Origin of the sequence: Limosilactobacillus galli (assembly GCF_947381495.1) — a bacterium.
Classification (GTDB): Bacteria; Bacillota; Bacilli; order Lactobacillales; family Lactobacillaceae; genus Limosilactobacillus; species Limosilactobacillus galli.
Genome location: NZ_CANCWK010000015.1, coordinates 1 through 17,981, shown reverse-complemented (window position 1 = coordinate 17,981; position 17,981 = coordinate 1). Strand labels below are relative to the sequence as shown.

The following is a 17,981-nucleotide window of genomic DNA, read 5'->3' as shown; positions in this document are numbered from 1 at the left end:
GTGATGAATTGCCCACCTGGCGGCCGTCAGCCACCTTTTAAATTTCTCTATATAAAGTTCACTTTTTCCGCTTAATCTCCTGTATCATGGGAGGAGAGGAGGTGAAAAAATGGTCAAAGTTCTAAAGGGCATTAAGTTGCGGTTATACCCTAATCAACACCAAGTAGATCAGCTCTGGCAGATGTTTGGCAATAGTCGCTTCGTCTGGAATCAGATGCTAGCCATAGCTAAGGAACGCTATCGAAACAACCCTAGCAGTCGCTTTGTCAATGAGTATGGTATGAATTACCTTTTGAGGCCGCTTAAACAAGAATACCCATTTTTAAAGCAGAGTGATTCTACCAGCTTACAGGTTATCAATCATGACTTGGTGCAATCCTTTAAGATGTTCTTCAAACACCAAGGCGGTTATCCCCGCTTCAAAAACAGACGGGCCAGCAAGCAGTCCTACACGGGCCGTTCCACTTGTCGGGTAATCGCTAAGCACCGGATGAAGTTGCCTAAACTAGGTACTATCAGAACCAGCAAGACCAGCCGAGTAGCAGGCTTAAAGATCAAGCGCTACACGGTCAGCTATGATTCAACCGGCCGCTATTACCTGTCTTTACAAGCTGAAGCGTCAGCGCCACAAGCTTTGCCCAAAACTGGCAAAGCAGTCGGCCTTGATGTCGGGATCGCTAATTTAGCCATCAGTTCGGATGGAACTAAGTACAAAACATTTAACGCCGAGTGGCTGGCAAAGCAAGCCGTGCGGTGGCAGAGTAAGTATAATCGGCGACAGCACTGGGCTCAAGTTGCCGTTCGTCAGTGGAATCATAACCATAAAACGTTTAAGGCAGAGCTGACTGATTACCAGAATTGGCAACGGGCTAGAATCCAAAAAGCGCGTTATCAGCAGAAGATCGCTAACCAACGCAAAGATTACTTACATAAACTGACCACCGCTTTAGTTAAACAGTACGACGTGATTGTCATTGAAGATTTGAAAGCCAAGAATCTACAGCACAATCACCACTTAGCGAAAGCAATTGCCAATGCCAGCTGGTATGAGTTTAGGACCATGTTGGCGTATAAATGTGCCTGGTACGGTAAAAAACTGATTGTCGTCAAGCCTAACTATACCAGCCAAATCTGTTCCCGCTGTGGGCACCATAGTGGGCCGAAGCCTTTAGCAGTCCGTGAATGGACCTGCCCTAAATGTGGCGTACACCACGATCGGGATATTAATGCGGCAGTTAATATTCTTCATAAAGGACTAAAAGCCATTGGTTAGGGACTAGCCATGGTAAAAGAGCGAAGTTCTGTAAGTTAGGTTTTCAGAATACTGATGCAACATCCTAAATACTACTTTGTGTTCCCAGAAGCTTGGTCATTTATGGCCGAGTAGTTCACCATATATTAGCGTTCCTGATCCAGGTTAACGAAGGTGCTATACTTCATGTACTGGTAGTGGATCCGCATATTTGAAACTTCAAACGGCGTCCCATCGTCGAGGAAGAAGACCCCACCCATCAGACCAACCGGCTCCGTGGCTTTCAGTCCCAACAGGCGCTGGTCATTTTCATCTGACGGGGCCACACTGATGGTCATAAACGACTTGGTAACCCGCTTACCCTTGCTCTCCTCCAAGTAGTTGAAGATTGAGCTATCAACGATGGCTGGTGAGAGGGTCGGAATGATCTTGATCGGAATAAAACCCGTCTCGATCATGAAGGGCTGCTGGTCAATCAGCCGCAGCCGTTTGATTTGGTAGACAAAATCATTATCATTAAGGAAGAGCTCCTCCTGAACATCAGGATTGGCCGGCACCACCTGATAGTCAAGCAGCTTGATACTCTGCTTTTTGCCATCAAGTTGGAAGCTATCCGTGACCCCCAGGTTGCTCCCCTCATAATGAAAGAGTGATTGATTTTTCAGATACAGCGGATTGATGAAGGTCCCCGATCCCCGCTTTTTGAAAATGATCCCCTGCTGAGCGAGGACCCCTAGTGCCCGCTTAATTGAGCTTCGGCTAACCCCGTAGTCCTCACTGAGAGTACGCTCATCCGGGAGCCGCATCCCTGGATACTGATTTTTCAGGATTTTTTGTTTTATATCACGCATCACGGAGCGATATACTAAATCTGCCATGTAATTAACTCCTCGGACCATATAGACTAATTTTAACGATTAACTTCACTTTCCAGTATAACAGAACCTGTCGAAATTGGTACCTTCTCGATAAAAATTGGTCCGTTCCAGAAATAAAAATGAAAGGACTCAGTGTCAAATGAGCAAGAAAAATAAGAAGAGCAAACTGAAGAAGACCCAGGTTGAACAGATCCTGGACAAGAACCACATTGCCTACGAGCAAAAGGAATTTCCGACCCACCAGGATGGCGATGTCCGGACGATGACCGTCGACCACACCGGTATCGATGAGCACACCATCTATAAGACCCTCGTCCTGTCCGGACCGACCACGGGTCCCCTGGTCGGCGTGGTCCCAATTGACACTCACCTCGATGAGAAAAAGCTGGCCAAGGTCTCCGGCAATAAGAAGGTCGACATGGTTCCCCTTAAGAACCTCCTGAAGACGACCGGCTACGTCCACGGGGCCAACACCCCAGTGGGGATCTACGAAAAGCACCACTACCCCATCTTCATCGATAACGCTGCCCAGGAACAGGGGGACATCTACGTTTCCTCTGGCAAGATCGGCCGGTCAGTCAAGGTCAATGCCCAAGATCTGGCCAACCTGGTGCACGCCAAATTTGCCGACTTGGAACAGCAGTGATTCGATTGACCACCAATTAATGGACGTTTAAAATGTAATTTGTAACTTAAGATTTTCTAGAAAGGTTCTGACGAAATGAAGAAAAACCTGTCCGCCTGCACGACGGTGTTAGTTGGTAAGGACGCCACCATCGATGGTTCCACAATGGCTGCTCGAAACGATGATACTTTTGGTCCCCTCAACCCGATGAAGCTGGTTGTTTACCCGGCATACCACAACCACCCCAACCAGGTGAAGGCTTACCTGAACAAGTGCGTGGTTGACCGTCCGGCCGACGGTTACCGTTACCAAGGAACACCCAACATTGACTACGTTCACGAAGGGGTCTTCGACGAAAGTGGTTTTAACGAAAAGAACGTCGGCATGAGTGCCACGGAAAGTGTCTACGCCAATGAACGGGTTCTCGCTTGCGACCCGCTGAACACGGAGAGTGGGATTAACGAAGACTTGATCGTGGCTGCCACCCTGCCATTCATTGATAGCGCCAAGGATGGGGTTCGTTACCTCGGTGAACTGGTCAAGAAGTACGGTTCCGCCGAGGGTAACGGGGTCATCTTCTCTGACAAAAATGACATCTGGTACATGGAAATCGTTACTGGTCACCACTGGGTTGCCGAACGGATTCCGGACGATGCCTACGCGGTTACTGGAAACCGGATTGCCATTCAACAAGTCGACTTTGATGACACTGACAACTTCATGTGGTCCGATGGTATCCAAGAGTTTGTCGAATCAAACCACCTCAACCCTGATAAGCACGGTTGGGACTTCCGCCACATCTTCGGAACCGCGGACGTCTTCGACCAACACTACAACACGCCACGGCAATGGTACGGTCACAAGCTGCTCAACCCAAGTGTTGATCAAGATCCATTGGACTTCGACCTGCCATTCATCATGCGGACCGACCACAAGATTGCTCTGGAAGACGTTGAGAAGGTCCTCAGCAGTCACTACCAGGGCACCCCTTATGATCCGCTGGGCCACGGCACGGATGAAGAAAAGCACCTTTTCCGGCCAATCTCCCTTAACCGGACCCAGAACTCCCACGTCCTCCAGGTTCGCCCTGACCTTCCAGAAGCCGCATCTACCATTTTGTGGATGAGTTTCGGGGTCCCAACCTTCACCCCATACGTCCCATTCTTCGGTAACGCGGACGACATCGACGTTTCATACCGGGAAACCCCAATGAAGCTCGACATGAACCTGAAGAGTGCCTACTGGATGTACCGGGCCCTGTCCATGATCGTGGAGTCCCACCATGCTGAGTTCTCCAAGGAAGACCTGGACTACTTAAAGGACGCCCGTGAATACCTCTACCGGTGGGTCAACCAGACCGCTCCGCAAGTCGAAGGAATGGACGACAAGCAGGCCAGCGAATTCTTGAGTACGGAATCCCACAAGATGGTTGCCGAGATGGCTAAGCGGACCAAGGCTTTGATGGCTCAACTAATCATGCACGGGCTGGAGCTCTCCAAGCTGACCTTCATTATGGATAAGAACCTTTAATTGTTGACTAATGATATAGAAGAAGCTCTGTACGACGTTCTCGCACAGAGCTTTTTTTAGTTAATTCATAACGCTAAGATCAGTGCCAACAGAATACCGACCCAGCACAGGGCGCCGACCGCAACAAACCAATTTTCGTGATCAGCCGCGTGTCCATACCGAAAGTCATTATGGTAACGTTGGCAGGCGGCAATCACCATGGCCCCGATCCCTAAAAAGACGCCGGCACTCCCCCAGCAGATGCACAACCGGCTGAGAACACCATATCCCCGCTGGTAGTAACTAATAACACCGAGAAGCACACTAGAGAAGAGGGCTGCCAGTTCTGCTCCTAGCAGCATATCGTAGAGGGCACTTCGTCTGGCGGGCGTCTCCGCTAGGATCCAGGGCAGCTGCTGGAAAGCAACCGCCTGGATCAGAATTATCATGACGGACGCCAACAACCATTCCCACCAGTTTTGGCTGCCAAAGAATAGCGGAACAACCACCGCCATGACGGCAAGCGTGATGGGCCCAAACCACAGCGGTAACCGGTCCGGCATCCGCCGGATACGGTCCACAAAATAATTGCCCAAGCTGGCCAGGGCGAGGCTCAGGACAAGCAGCAGGATCGCCAGAGGAGAAAAACGGCGCGGAAACAAAACCACGGCCGGTTTCCCCCAGGCCAGCACAATCGTACAGATCAAGGCCAGAGCGTTGGCGATCGCCAAAACCCGGTTGCGCCCGTTCTCAAGCCCGGGTACATACCGGTAAATCAGCAACTGATTATAGCCCCCGGCCAGCATCCAACACAGGGCCAGCATCAACGCCAGCTCTACCTGGTCCCCATCAGGAGCAGCGACCGGTATCCGGCATCCCGCAAGCATCTGGGCAAGACACCAGTAACCAGCACCCCAGGCTAAGGGGAGCTGTGCTGTTAAAATCAATGGCTGGCGCGGCCAATTATCCACCACCCCGCTTCACTTCCTTTCATTTCACAAACATAATCTTACCACACCAAAATCTGCTATCATTAATGGTAAGCAATCTCTCACGAAGGAGTCTTGAATAATGTATCAACCAATTCTCGGTCTCAAGGGGAGTAGCGATCGTGTCCAAATCGACGACCGCCTGCAATACCAGCCGATGGTCTATGAATTCTACACCGCAGCCAGCGACTTCACCACCGACGGCTACAAACGGCTTTATGATGCTGTCCAGTACGTTCAATCACGGGGGATCTCGCAGATTGTCCTCCACCACCCGATGAAGTTCGAAAACTACCACTCTGATGTCGTGGCCCCGGAGAAGTATTATCCGGGCCTCTACCGATTCATTGAAACCACCACCGAGCAGCTGATCCGCCTGGGTCATGATCTCAATGTCCAAGTCCTCGTTCACGGCGGGTACTCCGGGGCGGAAGTCCAACACATGGTCGACCTCTACCCCAGCGTTGAAGCAGCCCGCCAGGCGGTGTATGACCGACTGGACCGGTTCAAGGACGAGGGCGGCAGCCACATCATGTTTGAGAACTCCATCGCCCCGGTCTTCGCTTACGGGCATCCAGATCAGGAGGATGAAATTCTTGCCCACCACTACCGGCTGGCTTTCGACACCTCCCACTGCTTCATTGAGCTCCATGGTGACAACGCCGGCCTCCAGCGTTCCTTAAAGCACCTGGCACCGGATGTTGTTCATTACCACCTGGTGGACTCACTAGGCCAGACCCATGACAGTCTCCAGCTGGGCACGGGAAAGATCAACTGGGCCAAGGTCCTGCCCCTGCTCAACCCAGCTGCAACCAGCATCTACGAGATCAACCTGAAGGACCAGAATGACTGTGCCGAACAGATGGCCAGCCACCGCTACCTGGTAAACCTCTGCCATCAGTTAAAGGAGGAGTAATTTGAAAGTTCATATTCATCGTCGTCACCTATCGCTTGTATTAGCCTTCTTTCTCTTATTCCTGGCGGTCACCTACTGGGGAGCCGTCGCCAAGTTTTTGAAGACCGTCTTGGGCGCGGCCATGCCCCTCTTGATCGGCTGTGTGGTTGCCTACATCGTCAACCTCATTCTCCGTCAGTATGAGCACCTCTACCTCCGCCTCTTTCCCGGTCCCAAAGCGCGGCGCTTCAAGCGGGCCGTCAGCATTGTTTTGTCATACCTGTCGATCATTATCATCGTCGCCCTAGTGATTCGGCTGGTGATCCCCGAGATCGTCAGCTGTGTTAAACTCCTAATTGCTAACCATAGCCGGGTCATCAACCACCTGATCGATACCATTCAGGAAAACAGTAATTTCAAGGATTCCTGGAAGAATTTTGACCCTAAGCACTTCGACTGGAACAAGATCGGCAAATACATCGGCTACGGCGTCGGCGGCACCATGAAGACCGTCATGTCGACCGCCAGCTCGATCGTCTCCGCCACAACAACCGCGATGATTGCCTTCTTCTTCTCAATCTACCTCCTGATCTACAAGGAAATGCTGGCCCGGCAGTTTCACAAGGTGATGGACACCTACTTCAGCAAGATCAAGCAGCCATTTATGCACGTCATCAAGACCTTCGACGATAGTTACAGCAACTACATCGTCGGTCAGTGCAAGGATGCCGCCATCCTGGGCGTGGCCTGCTTTATCGGCATGAAGCTCCTCGGAATCCCTTACGCCTCCATGATCGGGGTCGTCACCTTCTTCGGCGCCCTGATCCCGATCATCGGGGCGATCCTCGGGGCCAGCATCGGAGTTGTCCTGATTTTTGCCGTTTCGCCATTCAAGGCACTGGTTTTCCTGATCTTTATTATTGTCCTCCAGCAATTCGACAACCGGGTCACCTACCCCCTGGTCGTTGGCAAGAGCATCGGTCTTCCCAGCGTTTGGGTATTTGCCGCCGTTATCGTCGGTGGGGGAATCACTGGAATCTTGGGAATGATGCTCACCGTGCCGCTGTTTGCCGCAATCTACAAGCTGGTGGCCGAGGATGTGCAACGGCGCCGCAGGAAGGCTGCCCAACTGCCGCAAAGACAGTAATTAACACCGATAGCCCTTAATGCTAAAAAACTGGTCGAGTAAATGCTGACATTGTGATATACTTAGCAAGGCTAAAAAGACAGAACCAACCAACGCCTATTCAACGCTGATTGGTTCTGTCTTTATTTATATATGCTTGGAGGAGATTGGGATGCAAAGTTTAGCCAGTATTTTAGCTTTAGGATTTATCATTGCCCTAATTGTTGCAATTGTTTTTGGGGTAAAGTGGTTCAAATTAAGGGAAGACAAAGATAGTAAGAAGTTCAAGCAGAACAAGAAAAGAACTATTATTACGCTGGTAATTTTGATTGTATGCCTCTTTGGTAGCGGTATGGCCCAAAATACGGCTGATGAGCAGGAAGCTGAAGCCCAAAAACAGGTCCAATACGCTAAAGGTAAGAAGAACTATAAAGATGACAAAGACGACTTTATTAACCAATATAAGTACATAGCTGCAGCCACAGAACAATTATCTAATCAAGAAGATAAAGAATGGGAAGAAGCCATTGATAATTCTGACGAGGACTTTGATGTTGATGCTACTATCGATAATATTGAGGAGAAACATAGCGACGATATTGATAGCCTTGATACCATAATAGGCAACATGCATGACGCTGACCAAAAGATTCAAAAGAATACTGCTGCACCTAAAGGAGAAAAGGAAAAGATCCACAGTGCCTATCTTAGGCTGAAACATTTTACTAACCATGCCACAGATATTAGTGGTAGTTACAATGATTTCACTGATGAACACAATGAAATAGATCAAGAAGTCGCTGATAAAGCAGAAGAACTACAGGATCTGTAATAGGTTCGAATTAATCAGGAGCCAAAAAGCATCGCCAATTGAGTCGATGCTTTTTTCTTACTGTTTTTGTGAGGCCCCGCTTGTCGCATCCGGGTCAGCCGCATTACCTTCTTGGTAGTCAGTATCATCGCTGACCATCGCACCGTCTTCGTAATGCTTCCCGTGGCGCTTTTCCAGGGGTAACCCCAGGGCAGTCGACCACTCTTTAGTAGGGTGGTGGACCCGTCCCGTGATGTTTTGCACATCAATCGCCCACGTTGGTACACCCTTGACATCCTCAGCTGCGATTGCGACCGGGATCGTATTGACGTAGTGGTGGATAATCGTCCGCAAGGCAAACAGTTTCTCCTGCGGATCAGTCAGCTGTCGTGGGGTCCCATTACCAATCACGCTCATGAACGATGGACCAAAATCACCGGCTCGCGGTGGGGTATAGATCAAATTTTCGTGACCATGATCCGTCTCAAAGCCGATCACTTTTCCGGCATTCAGCGTGGCGGCCTTTTCGCCATCTCCCGTACCATGAATGTAGATCGTGTAGTGACCATTCGGGCCTTCCTGGTAGCCGTAATGTACTGGCACAACGTAGGAACCGTGCTGGTTACTCAAACCCAAGTGCAGGATCTGACATTGGTCAAGGATTCAGGAGAGCTTGGCATGGTCAGTGATAATGTCTTTTCGCATAATGACTTCCTCCCACGTAAGCAAGGATTACTGCATATCAACCGGCACCTCGGCAACCGGGTTGTCCTTTGTCAGGTGGTAAACCAGCGTCGGTTTAACGCCGAAATGCTGGTTAATCAGCTTGCGCAACTCTTCCATCGCCTCATCGGCCCGGGCGGCCTGGGCGGCGTTGACGGATTCAATGACCGCTACAACGTTTTGTGAGTCCGCCGTCAGCATCGTCCGCTGGGCATCACGCCAGTTCAGACACCGGCAGACGGCACCCTCATCGTCGTAGTAGCAAACTTCCCCAGGCAGGGTCGGCTCATCTTCATCGGCCCCCACCGGACGAAAGGCCTGGCCGCCGTCGACCTGGCCCAGGTGCATGGCGCCCTTAATCTTGTCGCGGTCTTCCATGCCGACCGGAACCCCATAAGTCATGGAGATGCTATTGTAGATATCCACCATTGGATCGATCGGGTCAAAGGTCCGCCCTTGGTTAACCCGCTTCAGCAGCGCTTCAATCGAGGCCCGGGACCCCTTCTTCTTCTTGAACTGCTGGTAGGCCTTTCTCCATTGGTCAACCACGGAGTTCATCCGGAAAGTTTCGTTGGTCAGGAACTTTTCCGCCTCCTTAGTCGCGTTGGCAAGCATTTCCCGCCGTTCGGCCAGATTCTTGTCCGTATCGTGATTATCGATCCCGTTGGCATACAAAATATTCACTTGAGCATCCGGGAAAAGTTCCCAGAAGCTCTGATCAACAATAACTTTATCCATTTGAAAAGCCTCCTAGTATACACGCTTACCGCCATGCTTAACCAGGTCCCAGTCGCCATCAATGTTGTGGCGGACGCGGACCAGGTAGTCATGGACCTGTTGCGCTTCCTTATCAGTAAAACCATGGAGTGCCACCGCATTAGAGTGCTGGTTCTCACGAATGATGAAGGGGTAGATCTCCTTCCCTTTCTTGGTAACGAACAGGCGCTTGATCTTCTTATTTTGCGGGTCGCTGCGCCGCACAATGAAGCCCTTTTGCTCAAGCTTCTTGACGGCGCGGGCAATCGTGGTCCGATCGACCTTTATCAAGTTCGATAGTTGCTCAGAGATGATGCCCGGGTGTTCATAAATGCGGACAACATAAAGGTACTGCCCCCGGGCGAGGCCGATCTGCTTGAATTCAATGTTCGACATTGAGTCCAGCGCCCGCTCAATCATTCCGACTTCCCGTAAAATATCGATCATGGTTAAAACTCCTTGTCCATATAATATCACAATTTGTTGCAATTGCAACAAAATTGTAATTCAATAAAAGGGGAGTCTTTGCACAGACGCCCCTCTTATCTATCCCTTTTCAACTTTTAGCGGTTGTTGCTGCCGCCGCATATCGGCAAAAATATGTTCGGCCTTGAGGTGAGCCAGCACAGCCTTGATAGCCGACTCCATCAATTCCTGGTTGGCAGGATCCATTTGAACGTCGTCAGCAACTGGCTGCCCGGCCAGGATCGCTTCCAGGACCGTCGCAAAGTGGTCATAAGCCTGCTGGGGGTAGGTGTCGATCGTCAGCTGGGCAATTCCCGCCCGAATATCATCGATGTTAAAGCTGACCTTGAAGAAACCGATCAGCAGCAGGTCAACTAGCTGGTTAACGGCATACTTTTTCTTAATCGGCGCCTGGATAACCTTCTTCTTGACGTAATTGTTGACCATCGCCTTGGTCAGCGGCTCAACATCAAAGCTGGCTAATTGCTCATTGACCACCGTTACCACCTGGTCAACGTAAAGGCCCAAGGTCGGTAGCTCTTTCCAGCGCGGCAGATGAACATGTTGAACGGTTTCTCGCCAATGTTGGTAATCTGTTATCTCTTTCATGCTGTTACCTCATTTCACTTGCTTGGCATGACGCCAATCGAATGGTTATCAAACTTTCCCGTCGTCAGCGCGGCCTCCAAGACTGCCGCCAGCTGCTCTTCACTAATATTCTTTCCTGATAACGGCTGTCCTTCATCCGCTACCTGGACGTGGTCAGTGCCCTTGCCCAGCGGCAATGCCCGCACCACCACATATGGCAGTTCCAGTTCGTCAATCATCTTGATCGCATATTGGTATGCCCAGACTTCTTGCATCGCCCGCTTGCCATACCATTGCTTTAGTTGGGCCTCGTCTGCATCGTCGGCCGTCCCGGCAATTGAGAGCATCACAATTTTCTGCGGCGGAAAAACGGCGTGGTCAATCAGGTCGGCCAACTGCTGCACCTCATCATCGACCGGGTCACCAGCCTGGGGGAGCCAGCAGAGGACATCGCCCGCTTCCAATTCAACATCAAAATTATTTGCCGCCACGGCTGCGTATGAGTTTTCCATGATCAGCCGCGCTAGGCGACCATGACGGCGGCTAATTACCACAATTCGTGCCATTGCTTTTCCTTTCTAGTAGGCCATCAGTTCATCTTCAACCGAGGCATCCTCAATCCGAACATCGGTAATCGTGCTCTGCTCAAGCAACGGGAGAAGGGCTTGGATGTTCCCTGTGTAGAGGAAACGGGTTTCGTTGGGAGCCTCTTCCAACATGTGTGCCCCCATCCGGACAGCCATCTCGACTGGAAGTCCTGTTCCCGTCACGGTAACCGTGCAGTCAACCCCGTCGCCAGAACGCAGCGCCCGCACAGAGGTCAGACGGCTTCCATTGAAGTAGTAGATCACATCGGCAAACCGCATCATGGTCGAAACGTCCTCGCTAGTAAAGAGAACCAGCGAATCGGTCTTCTGAGTGTAGTCCTTAAGCAGCTGCCCCATCGTTAGCCGGGACTGTTCCGACAGCTGATCGAGGCCGCGACCGAGAACGACAATTGACCGCCGCAGAGCAAGAAGGATGATCAGCTTGAGCTCCTGCTGCTGGTTATCATTGAGCGTTGCAATCTTAGCATCGGCTTGAATATTCAGCGGCTTGAGCATCTCCAGGGTGGCGTCTAAGCTCAGGGCACCGTCCTGATGGCGGCAGGCTTTTTGAATCGCCTTTTCGACGGTGCGGCCACGCAGGTCAATTTCCGCTAGGTTGGCAATGGCATCGTCATGGTGGCGCCGAATATACTTCAGGTCCTGGCCATTAACAGTTACATCCCCGTCCAGGGCTTTGCCCGTACCAGTGATTAACTGTTCAAGTGACGCGGTTGCCCCATCGTCATTACTACAGATTGCAACTATCTGCGGCGATGTCAATTCCATTGAAACATCTTCAAGCTGATCTCCAGATTTGGCTTCAAATGTCAGGTTACTTAAGCTAATTCTACTCAACTTCCCAATCCCCCTTGTCTTCTCACTACTCACCACTAATTTTAGCATTTATGCCATTCAGCGGGAACCTCTTTGCCAAACTGTTTAACTAAGAATAGTACGCTAAAAGTAACATTACTGATAAATTGTTAGCCTCATAAATGTAGTATAATTAATCACGATTTATCGCTTAGAATTTAGAAAGAAGTATCATCAATGGCCCTAATTAACATCATCTACACCTCAATCGAGGGAAATACACGTGCCTTCATCAGCCGGCTCAGTGCCTATGCTGAACAGCAACACGCCTTGAATGAGGACAACCCGCTCATTACCTCAAAGGAAATCAGCGACCAAACACTCCCGGGAGAAGAGAAGAGTCCCTTCTTCGTCTTCGTACCTACCTACTTAACCGGGGGCAACGGAATCGACTCCGGCTTCACTGAAATCATGACGAATGCCCTCGGCGAGTACATCGAATCTGGTGATAACGCCAAGTACTGTGTTGGGGTGATCGGCAGCGGCAATCGCAATTTCAATGAACAATATTGCCTTACCGCCCGTAAATATGCCAAACAGTTCAACGCACCGTTTTTGGCAGACTACGAACTCCGCGGGACATCACGTGACGCCGAACACATCTACGCCATTCTCCGGGAACGCTGGAGAAAGGTTAACGCCTAGCTCAATACAAAAAGCCTCCCTGACGTGTACCCCCCAGAGTTGGAAATCAACTCTGGGGGTATTTTTTATGACTAAAATTAGCGTCAGTACTAAGCTTAAGGCGGTTAAGGAGTATGCAAATAGTAACAGTAGTTTGGCTTCCGTCAGGCATAAATATCATCTTGCCAAACTTGATTTTCAAATATGGGTGGGTATTTATACACGATTTGGTGAGGGGCCATTGCTTAGTCCACCTAAAGTCACTGGGGATTTTCGCTTGAATCTGGTAAAGTGGAAACAAGAAAATTTGGCGTCAATTTCAGCGACCTGTATTCATTTCGGCTTTCGTTCTCCAGCTTCGGTTTATCAGTGGGAATGTATCTATAATAAGCGTGGAGCACAGGCTTTACTGAACTTACGCCGAAGAAGGAAGTCCAGACATGGTTACTCAGCACGAAGACAACCAAAACAAGCAGTTACGACAGCTCCAGGCCCAGAATCAAGCCCTACAAAGAGAAAACTTATTATTAAAGATACAACTCGACGCCTTAAAAAAATTAGCTGCCTTGAGAAAGCATCCAAAACAGAACTCGCGCAAGTAATCTATGAACTCAAGGCCAAATACCTGTTAAAGGACTTAATTGATGCGCTCCCCATTTCGATGTCAACTTACCAATACTGGCAACGCCAATTTGAACACCCGGATGAAGATGAGCTTGAACTTAGGGCGGTAATCAAAGGCCTGTTTAACTACTATGAAGCCGAGTACGGAGTCTGGCGGCTTAGTGCTCAGGTGCGCGCTTATTACCAGCTAATTGGTAAGCCAGCTCCTAACCACAAGTGAATCCAACGCCTCATGCATGAAATGGGGCTTAAATGCACTAAGTATTATCAACGACGACGCAAATACGATTTTTCCAAAGGTCCTAATGGCAAGAAAGCCAAAAATAAGCTCAATCGTCGTTTTATGAGTAATCGGAAATACCAGAAAATGGTCTGTGACATTACTGAACTTAAGGCGCATAACGGTCAAAAAGTCTACTTGGAAATTATTAAGGATCTCGCTACTAAGCAGATCTTAACCTGGGCCATTGGTCAAAGCCCTACTCTTCATTTTGCCTTGACACCACTACAAAGGTTACTCAATCAGTTACCGCATACGGGTTATCAATTAACTCTCCACACCGATCAGGGTTGTCACTACCAACACTACACTTGGCGAAAGCTTTTGCGTCAAGGACATATTCGCCAAAGTATGTCCCATCGAGCTACTTGTTTAGACAACGCCGCCTGTGAAACAGTCTTCAGTAAGCTTAAAGCTGAGATTGGCCAAGACACTAGTTATCAAAATCGTGATGAATTAATCCAGGCCATTGAAGAGTGGCTTCACTTCTGCAACGAACGACGAATTCAAACAAAACTAGGCAACCAAACTCCACTCCAATACGAGCAGAATGTGATTGCCTAGGAAAAACATTTATTCAATTTACAAGTAAGAACATCCAAGTTCCAGCTTTAAGGGTACACGTCAGAGGCTTTTCCTTATTGCTCTTGCGGTAGGTTAGCGGCAGCGGTGATCAGCCAGGTGATACCATACTTATCGACGATCTGACCCATTTGACTGTTGAACATCCAATTGCCAAATGGCACCGTTACCCGCTGGTCATCTGAGGCGGCCAGACGATCAAAAAGCTGTCGCGCTTGCCCGGCATCATCGAAGTTCAGCATGATTGAAACCAGGGCCGAAGACTGGGGCGTCCCCATCGTGGCGTCCGCGCAAATGATCTTCTGCCCGGCAATCGTAAATTCCCCCCGCAGCGTCGTCTTCTGAAGGGTCTCGTCATCCGTGGCCATTCCGAGGTTCTCCGCCTGCTCTTCATTGAGCGACTGGTGGTAGGTAATCTCTGCCCCAAAGGACTGGACATAGTAGTCCATGGCCTCCTTAGCGTTTTTGAATGTTAAGTACGGGTATATTTTTGCCGTCATGATTTTCCTCCGTATCAATCTTCATCGTTGATTATATGGTTCAATTAAGTTTCCGTCAAATTTTCGCCAAATGGTTGATTGCGCTCTCATCGTTATCTAATCATAGTTAAAAGTGCTTTATGCTATAATGGTATGGCTTAACTAGTTTAATGTTTTACCTATATTGACAGTACGAAAGGAATGAAAATATCGTGAAAGCAGTTAAAAAACATAGCCCGCTGCTCATCCTCGGACTCCTCCTGCTCGGCGTCTGCATGCGTATGCCAATCACCGCGATTCCATCAGTCGTCAAAGAGATCGCCCACACCTTTGCGGTGGCCCCGACCAGTCTGGGAATCTTAACGACCATCCCCCTGTTGTGCTTCGGCCTGCTGTCGGCGGTGGTGTCCTCAACTGCCCAGCGCTTCGGTAACGAGCTGACCCTTGAGATTGCCATGGTGATCATGTTCATCGGTTCCTACCTCCGGATCATCAACTTTACCTCCCTGATCATCGGGACCATCATGGTCGGCATCGCCATTACCTGTATCAATGTGCTCCTGCCGGCCATCATCGCCGATAAGTACCCTGATAAGATTGGAAGCGTCACGGGAATATACAACACGGCCATGACCCTGTTTGCGGCCATCGGGGCCTACGCCATCACCCCGATCACCCACCAGAGCAGTTGGCAGACCGCAGTCACCATCATCAGTGCCATCGCGCTGATTGCGGCCATTGTCTGGCTGCCTAACCTAAAGTACAACGAACGGGCCACGACCAGTGCGGAAGAACCGGCTAAGGGAACCAACATGTGGAAGAACATGAATGCCTGGTGGCTTCTCCTCTTCTTCGGGGGTCAGTGCTTCGTCTTCTACAGCATTGTTGCTTGGCTGCCATCCATCGCTATGGATGCCGGCCTCTCCAGTGACCAGGCCAGCCTGATTGCCGGCCTGCTCCAGCTCTTCTCCATCCCGTTCGCCTTCCTGGTACCGATCATCGCCACCAAGATGAGCAACCGGCAACCGATCATGCTCTTTGCCGGGATCTCATCCCTGGTGGGCACCATCATGATGTTCTTCCCGGTCGGTTCATTTGCCTACTACTGCGTGGTGGCCCTTCTCTTGGGAATGGGAACCACGACCACCTTTGTCCTGGCAATGACCCTGTTCGGGCTTAAGACCAAGAATGCGGCGGACACCCGGAACCTCTCCGGGATGGTCCAGTCCGTGGGCTACCTGATCTCCGCGTTGGGTCCCATCATCGTCGGCAACCTCAACGCCCAGACGCATAACTGGTTTGCCAGCCTGGTGGTAATCGCCATCGCTGCGATCTTCTTCACCGTCTGCGGAGTTCTGGCCGAGCGGAAACAATACGTTTAACCTCTAAAATAAGCACCGGCATTTTGCCCGGTGCTTATTTTTTCTATTATATACAGGTAGCCTACATAAAATTTCAAAAAAGTTTGATCTAGACCATTAAATAATAACCGCTTGACAAACGGCCATTATGACGCCCTTTGATCCTGGTATTCCATTTGGCGTCAAAATGCTGCTGTTGAGAAAACGGTTCCTTTTTTAGTGCAGAAAAGCCGCGAAAAGTATATAATTGGAGCGTTATAGAATTTCTGAAATCTCAGAAGGAGTGAACTTTTTTGGCTACAGAAAATAAAGCTGTCATTACATTATTCGGGGCAACCGGTGACCTGGCTAAGCGTAAGCTGTACACCGCCCTCTTTAAGCTCTACCAAAAGGGCTACTTGGCTGACCACTTTGCCCTTCTCGGTACTTCTCGTCACGAAATGAGCGACGAAGAATTCCAAAAGTTGGTTCAGGACTCAATCAAAGACATCGAAGAAACCCGCAACGGCGAAGCAGCAGACTTCTCCAAGCATTTCTTCTACAAGGCGCACGACGTTACGAAGCCTGAACACTACACCATCTTAAAGGACCGGATCGCTGAATTGGACAAGCAATTCGGTACTGATGGCAACCGCCTCTTCTACATGTCAATGGCTCCACAATTCTTCGGGACCATTGCATTGAACCTGAAGAAGCAAGGTCTGCTTTCTGACGACGGCTTCAACCGCCTGGTTATCGAAAAGCCATTCGGTCGTGACTTCGACTCTGCTAAGAAGCTGAATGATGAATTATCCAAGACCTTCGACGAAGACCAAATCTTCCGGATCGACCACTACCTGGGTAAGGAAATGGTTCAAAACATCCAAGCATTGCGCTTCGGTAACACGATCATCGAATCTCTTTGGAACAACCGTTACATCGACAACATCCAGGTAACCTTGAGTGAAAAGCTGGGTGTCGAAGAGCGTGCCGGTTACTACGACAACTCTGGTGCCCTTCGTGACATGGTTCAAAACCACATCATGCAAATCGTTGCCCAACTGGCAATGGAACAACCAGTTTCCTTCACCGATACCGATGTGCGGGTTGAAAAGATCAAGGCTCTGCGGAGTCTGCGGGTTTACACCCCATCCGAAGCCGCTGCTAACTTTGTTCGTGGTCAATACGACGCCGGCAACGGCACGGAAGCTTACCGTGACGCTGACGGGGTTGACCCAGAATCAGGTACTGAAACCTTCGTTGCTGCCAAGCTCTTGTTCGACAACTATCGCTGGTCAGGGGTACCATTCTACGTTCGGACTGGTAAGAAGTTAGCCGACAAGTTCACCCGGATCGACGTTGTCTTCAAGAAGCCACTGATCGACATCTTCGCCGACCCTCGCAACGAAAGCGACCAATCCCTGAACTCCAACGTTCTGACGATCTTCGTTGAACCAAAGTCCGGTTTTGCTATGCAACTGAACGCTAAGCGCGCTGGCCAAGGCTTCACTACCCAACCAGTCAACCTGAGCTACCTGCAAAGCGACTCCGACAAGAAGGAAGCTCCAGAACCATATGAACGTCTCTTCCACGATGCTCTGGAAGGCAACCACACCAACTTCGCATCATGGGCTGAAATTGCCTACGCTTGGAAGTTCGTTGATGTTATCCGGAAGCTCTGGGACATCGAAAAGCCGCAATTCCCTAACTACACGCCTGGTTCAATGGGCCCAGCTGCTTCTGATGAACTGCTGGCTCGCGATGGCCGCAAGTGGGTTTACCGGCTCAACCACTAATAATTAAGCAAAAGGGCTGCGACATAAGTCCTTGAAATAGAAGAGCCATTCGGAATTTCCAAAGAAATTCTGAATGGCTCTTCCTTTTTTACGAAATTATTGGAATATGAAGACGGCCTTCCGGCCATTTTCTTCATGTTCAATGCCATTAGGGCAATTCCAATTTGCCTTTTGGCTTT

Annotated in this window: 19 protein-coding genes and 1 pseudogene; 10 read left to right on the top strand and 10 right to left on the bottom strand. The window is 49.9% G+C overall.

Going from position 1 to position 17,981, the window contains the following annotated elements; genetic code table 11:
• Nucleotides 1-109: 109 nt before the first annotated feature.
• Nucleotides 110-1,273 (top strand): RNA-guided endonuclease TnpB family protein, encoded by a 1,164-nt coding sequence (locus QOS10_RS04675; RefSeq protein WP_283594067.1) that lies wholly within the window; start codon nt 110-112, stop codon nt 1,271-1,273.
• Between the two features lie 125 nt (nt 1,274-1,398).
• Here the strand turns inward: QOS10_RS04675 and QOS10_RS04670 are convergent, their stop codons facing one another.
• On the bottom strand, nt 1,399-2,130 hold the full coding sequence (locus QOS10_RS04670; protein WP_283594066.1) for a GntR family transcriptional regulator: 732 nt from the start codon (nt 2,128-2,130) through the stop codon (nt 1,399-1,401).
• A 139-nt stretch (nt 2,131-2,269) separates the two neighbouring features.
• On the opposite strand from QOS10_RS04670, the gene ybaK reads away from it, so the two are divergent.
• Nucleotides 2,270-2,776: a Cys-tRNA(Pro) deacylase gene (gene ybaK / locus QOS10_RS04665; protein ID WP_283594065.1), complete on the top strand. Its 507-nt coding sequence runs from the start codon at nt 2,270-2,272 to the stop codon at nt 2,774-2,776.
• 75 nt (nt 2,777-2,851) lie between these two features.
• A complete protein-coding gene (locus tag QOS10_RS04660) occupies nt 2,852-4,285 on the top strand; it encodes a C69 family dipeptidase (protein WP_283594064.1) in 1,434 nt (477 codons plus the stop codon).
• A 65-nt stretch (nt 4,286-4,350) separates the two neighbouring features.
• On the opposite strand, the gene QOS10_RS04655 is transcribed toward QOS10_RS04660, so the two are convergent.
• On the bottom strand, nt 4,351-5,235 hold the full coding sequence (locus tag QOS10_RS04655; protein WP_283594063.1) for a hypothetical protein: 885 nt from the start codon (nt 5,233-5,235) through the stop codon (nt 4,351-4,353).
• A gap of 100 nt (nt 5,236-5,335) precedes the next feature.
• On the opposite strand from QOS10_RS04655, the gene QOS10_RS04650 reads away from it, so the two are divergent.
• The 3 genes from QOS10_RS04650 (at nt 5,336) to QOS10_RS04640 (ending at nt 8,106) form a co-directional block, all read left to right on the top strand.
• The gene (locus tag QOS10_RS04650) at nt 5,336-6,169 is read left to right on the top strand and encodes a TIM barrel protein (RefSeq protein ID WP_283594061.1); all 834 of its coding nucleotides are present in this window, start codon (nt 5,336-5,338) and stop codon (nt 6,167-6,169) included.
• Between the two features lies 1 nt (nt 6,170).
• Nucleotides 6,171-7,295, top strand: a complete 1,125-nt coding sequence (locus tag QOS10_RS04645) for an AI-2E family transporter (protein ID WP_283594060.1) — start codon at nt 6,171-6,173, stop codon at nt 7,293-7,295.
• A gap of 151 nt (nt 7,296-7,446) precedes the next feature.
• Nucleotides 7,447-8,106, top strand: coding sequence for a hypothetical protein (locus tag QOS10_RS04640; RefSeq protein WP_283594059.1), 660 nt, complete (start codon nt 7,447-7,449; stop codon nt 8,104-8,106).
• A 57-nt stretch (nt 8,107-8,163) separates the two neighbouring features.
• Here QOS10_RS04640 and QOS10_RS04635 read toward each other — a convergent pair whose 3' ends face one another.
• From QOS10_RS04635 to QOS10_RS04610, 6 genes are all read right to left on the bottom strand, one after another.
• Nucleotides 8,164-8,748 (bottom strand): pyridoxamine 5'-phosphate oxidase family protein, encoded by a 585-nt coding sequence (locus QOS10_RS04635; protein ID WP_283594097.1) that lies wholly within the window; start codon nt 8,746-8,748, stop codon nt 8,164-8,166.
• Between the two features lie 69 nt (nt 8,749-8,817).
• Entirely contained in the window at nt 8,818-9,546 is a 729-nt protein-coding gene (locus tag QOS10_RS04630) for a B3/B4 domain-containing protein (RefSeq protein WP_283594058.1), read from the bottom strand.
• A gap of 12 nt (nt 9,547-9,558) precedes the next feature.
• Entirely contained in the window at nt 9,559-10,011 is a 453-nt protein-coding gene (locus QOS10_RS04625) for a MarR family transcriptional regulator (protein ID WP_283594057.1), read from the bottom strand.
• 99 nt (nt 10,012-10,110) lie between these two features.
• Entirely contained in the window at nt 10,111-10,638 is a 528-nt protein-coding gene (locus QOS10_RS04620) for a DUF1836 domain-containing protein (RefSeq protein WP_283594056.1), read from the bottom strand.
• A 14-nt stretch (nt 10,639-10,652) separates the two neighbouring features.
• Nucleotides 10,653-11,183 carry an NAD(P)H-binding protein gene (locus QOS10_RS04615; RefSeq protein ID WP_283594054.1) on the bottom strand — a complete coding sequence of 177 codons (531 nt, stop codon included), beginning with the start codon at nt 11,181-11,183 and terminating at the stop codon, nt 10,653-10,655.
• Between the two features lie 12 nt (nt 11,184-11,195).
• Nucleotides 11,196-12,059, bottom strand: coding sequence for an ATP-binding cassette domain-containing protein (locus tag QOS10_RS04610; protein WP_283594052.1), 864 nt, complete (start codon nt 12,057-12,059; stop codon nt 11,196-11,198).
• 195 nt (nt 12,060-12,254) lie between these two features.
• Between QOS10_RS04610 and nrdI the strand changes: the two genes are divergently transcribed.
• Both nrdI and QOS10_RS10265 read left to right on the top strand, forming a co-directional pair.
• Nucleotides 12,255-12,722, top strand: a complete 468-nt coding sequence (gene nrdI / locus QOS10_RS04605) for a class Ib ribonucleoside-diphosphate reductase assembly flavoprotein NrdI (RefSeq protein WP_283594050.1) — start codon at nt 12,255-12,257, stop codon at nt 12,720-12,722.
• A 67-nt stretch (nt 12,723-12,789) separates the two neighbouring features.
• A pseudogene (locus tag QOS10_RS10265) lies at nt 12,790-14,169 on the top strand (IS3 family transposase).
• A gap of 74 nt (nt 14,170-14,243) precedes the next feature.
• Here the strand turns inward: QOS10_RS10265 and QOS10_RS04590 are convergent.
• Nucleotides 14,244-14,687, bottom strand: a complete 444-nt coding sequence (locus QOS10_RS04590) for a VOC family protein (RefSeq protein WP_283594047.1) — start codon at nt 14,685-14,687, stop codon at nt 14,244-14,246.
• Between the two features lie 191 nt (nt 14,688-14,878).
• On the opposite strand from QOS10_RS04590, the gene QOS10_RS04585 reads away from it, so the two are divergent.
• Together QOS10_RS04585 and zwf are read left to right on the top strand one after the other, a co-directional pair.
• Nucleotides 14,879-16,048, top strand: a complete 1,170-nt coding sequence (locus tag QOS10_RS04585; protein WP_283594045.1) for a CynX/NimT family MFS transporter — start codon at nt 14,879-14,881, stop codon at nt 16,046-16,048.
• Nucleotides 16,049-16,320: 272 nt separating this feature from the next.
• Complete coding sequence (gene zwf / locus QOS10_RS04580) at nt 16,321-17,802, top strand: glucose-6-phosphate dehydrogenase (RefSeq protein ID WP_283594043.1); 1,482 nt, start codon at nt 16,321-16,323, stop codon at nt 17,800-17,802.
• Here the strand turns inward: zwf and QOS10_RS04575 are convergent.
• Nucleotides 17,799-17,981, bottom strand: a 183-nt coding sequence (locus QOS10_RS04575) for a hypothetical protein (RefSeq protein WP_283594041.1), incomplete at its 5' end; no start/stop codon positions are given. The genes zwf and QOS10_RS04575 overlap by 4 nt on opposite strands.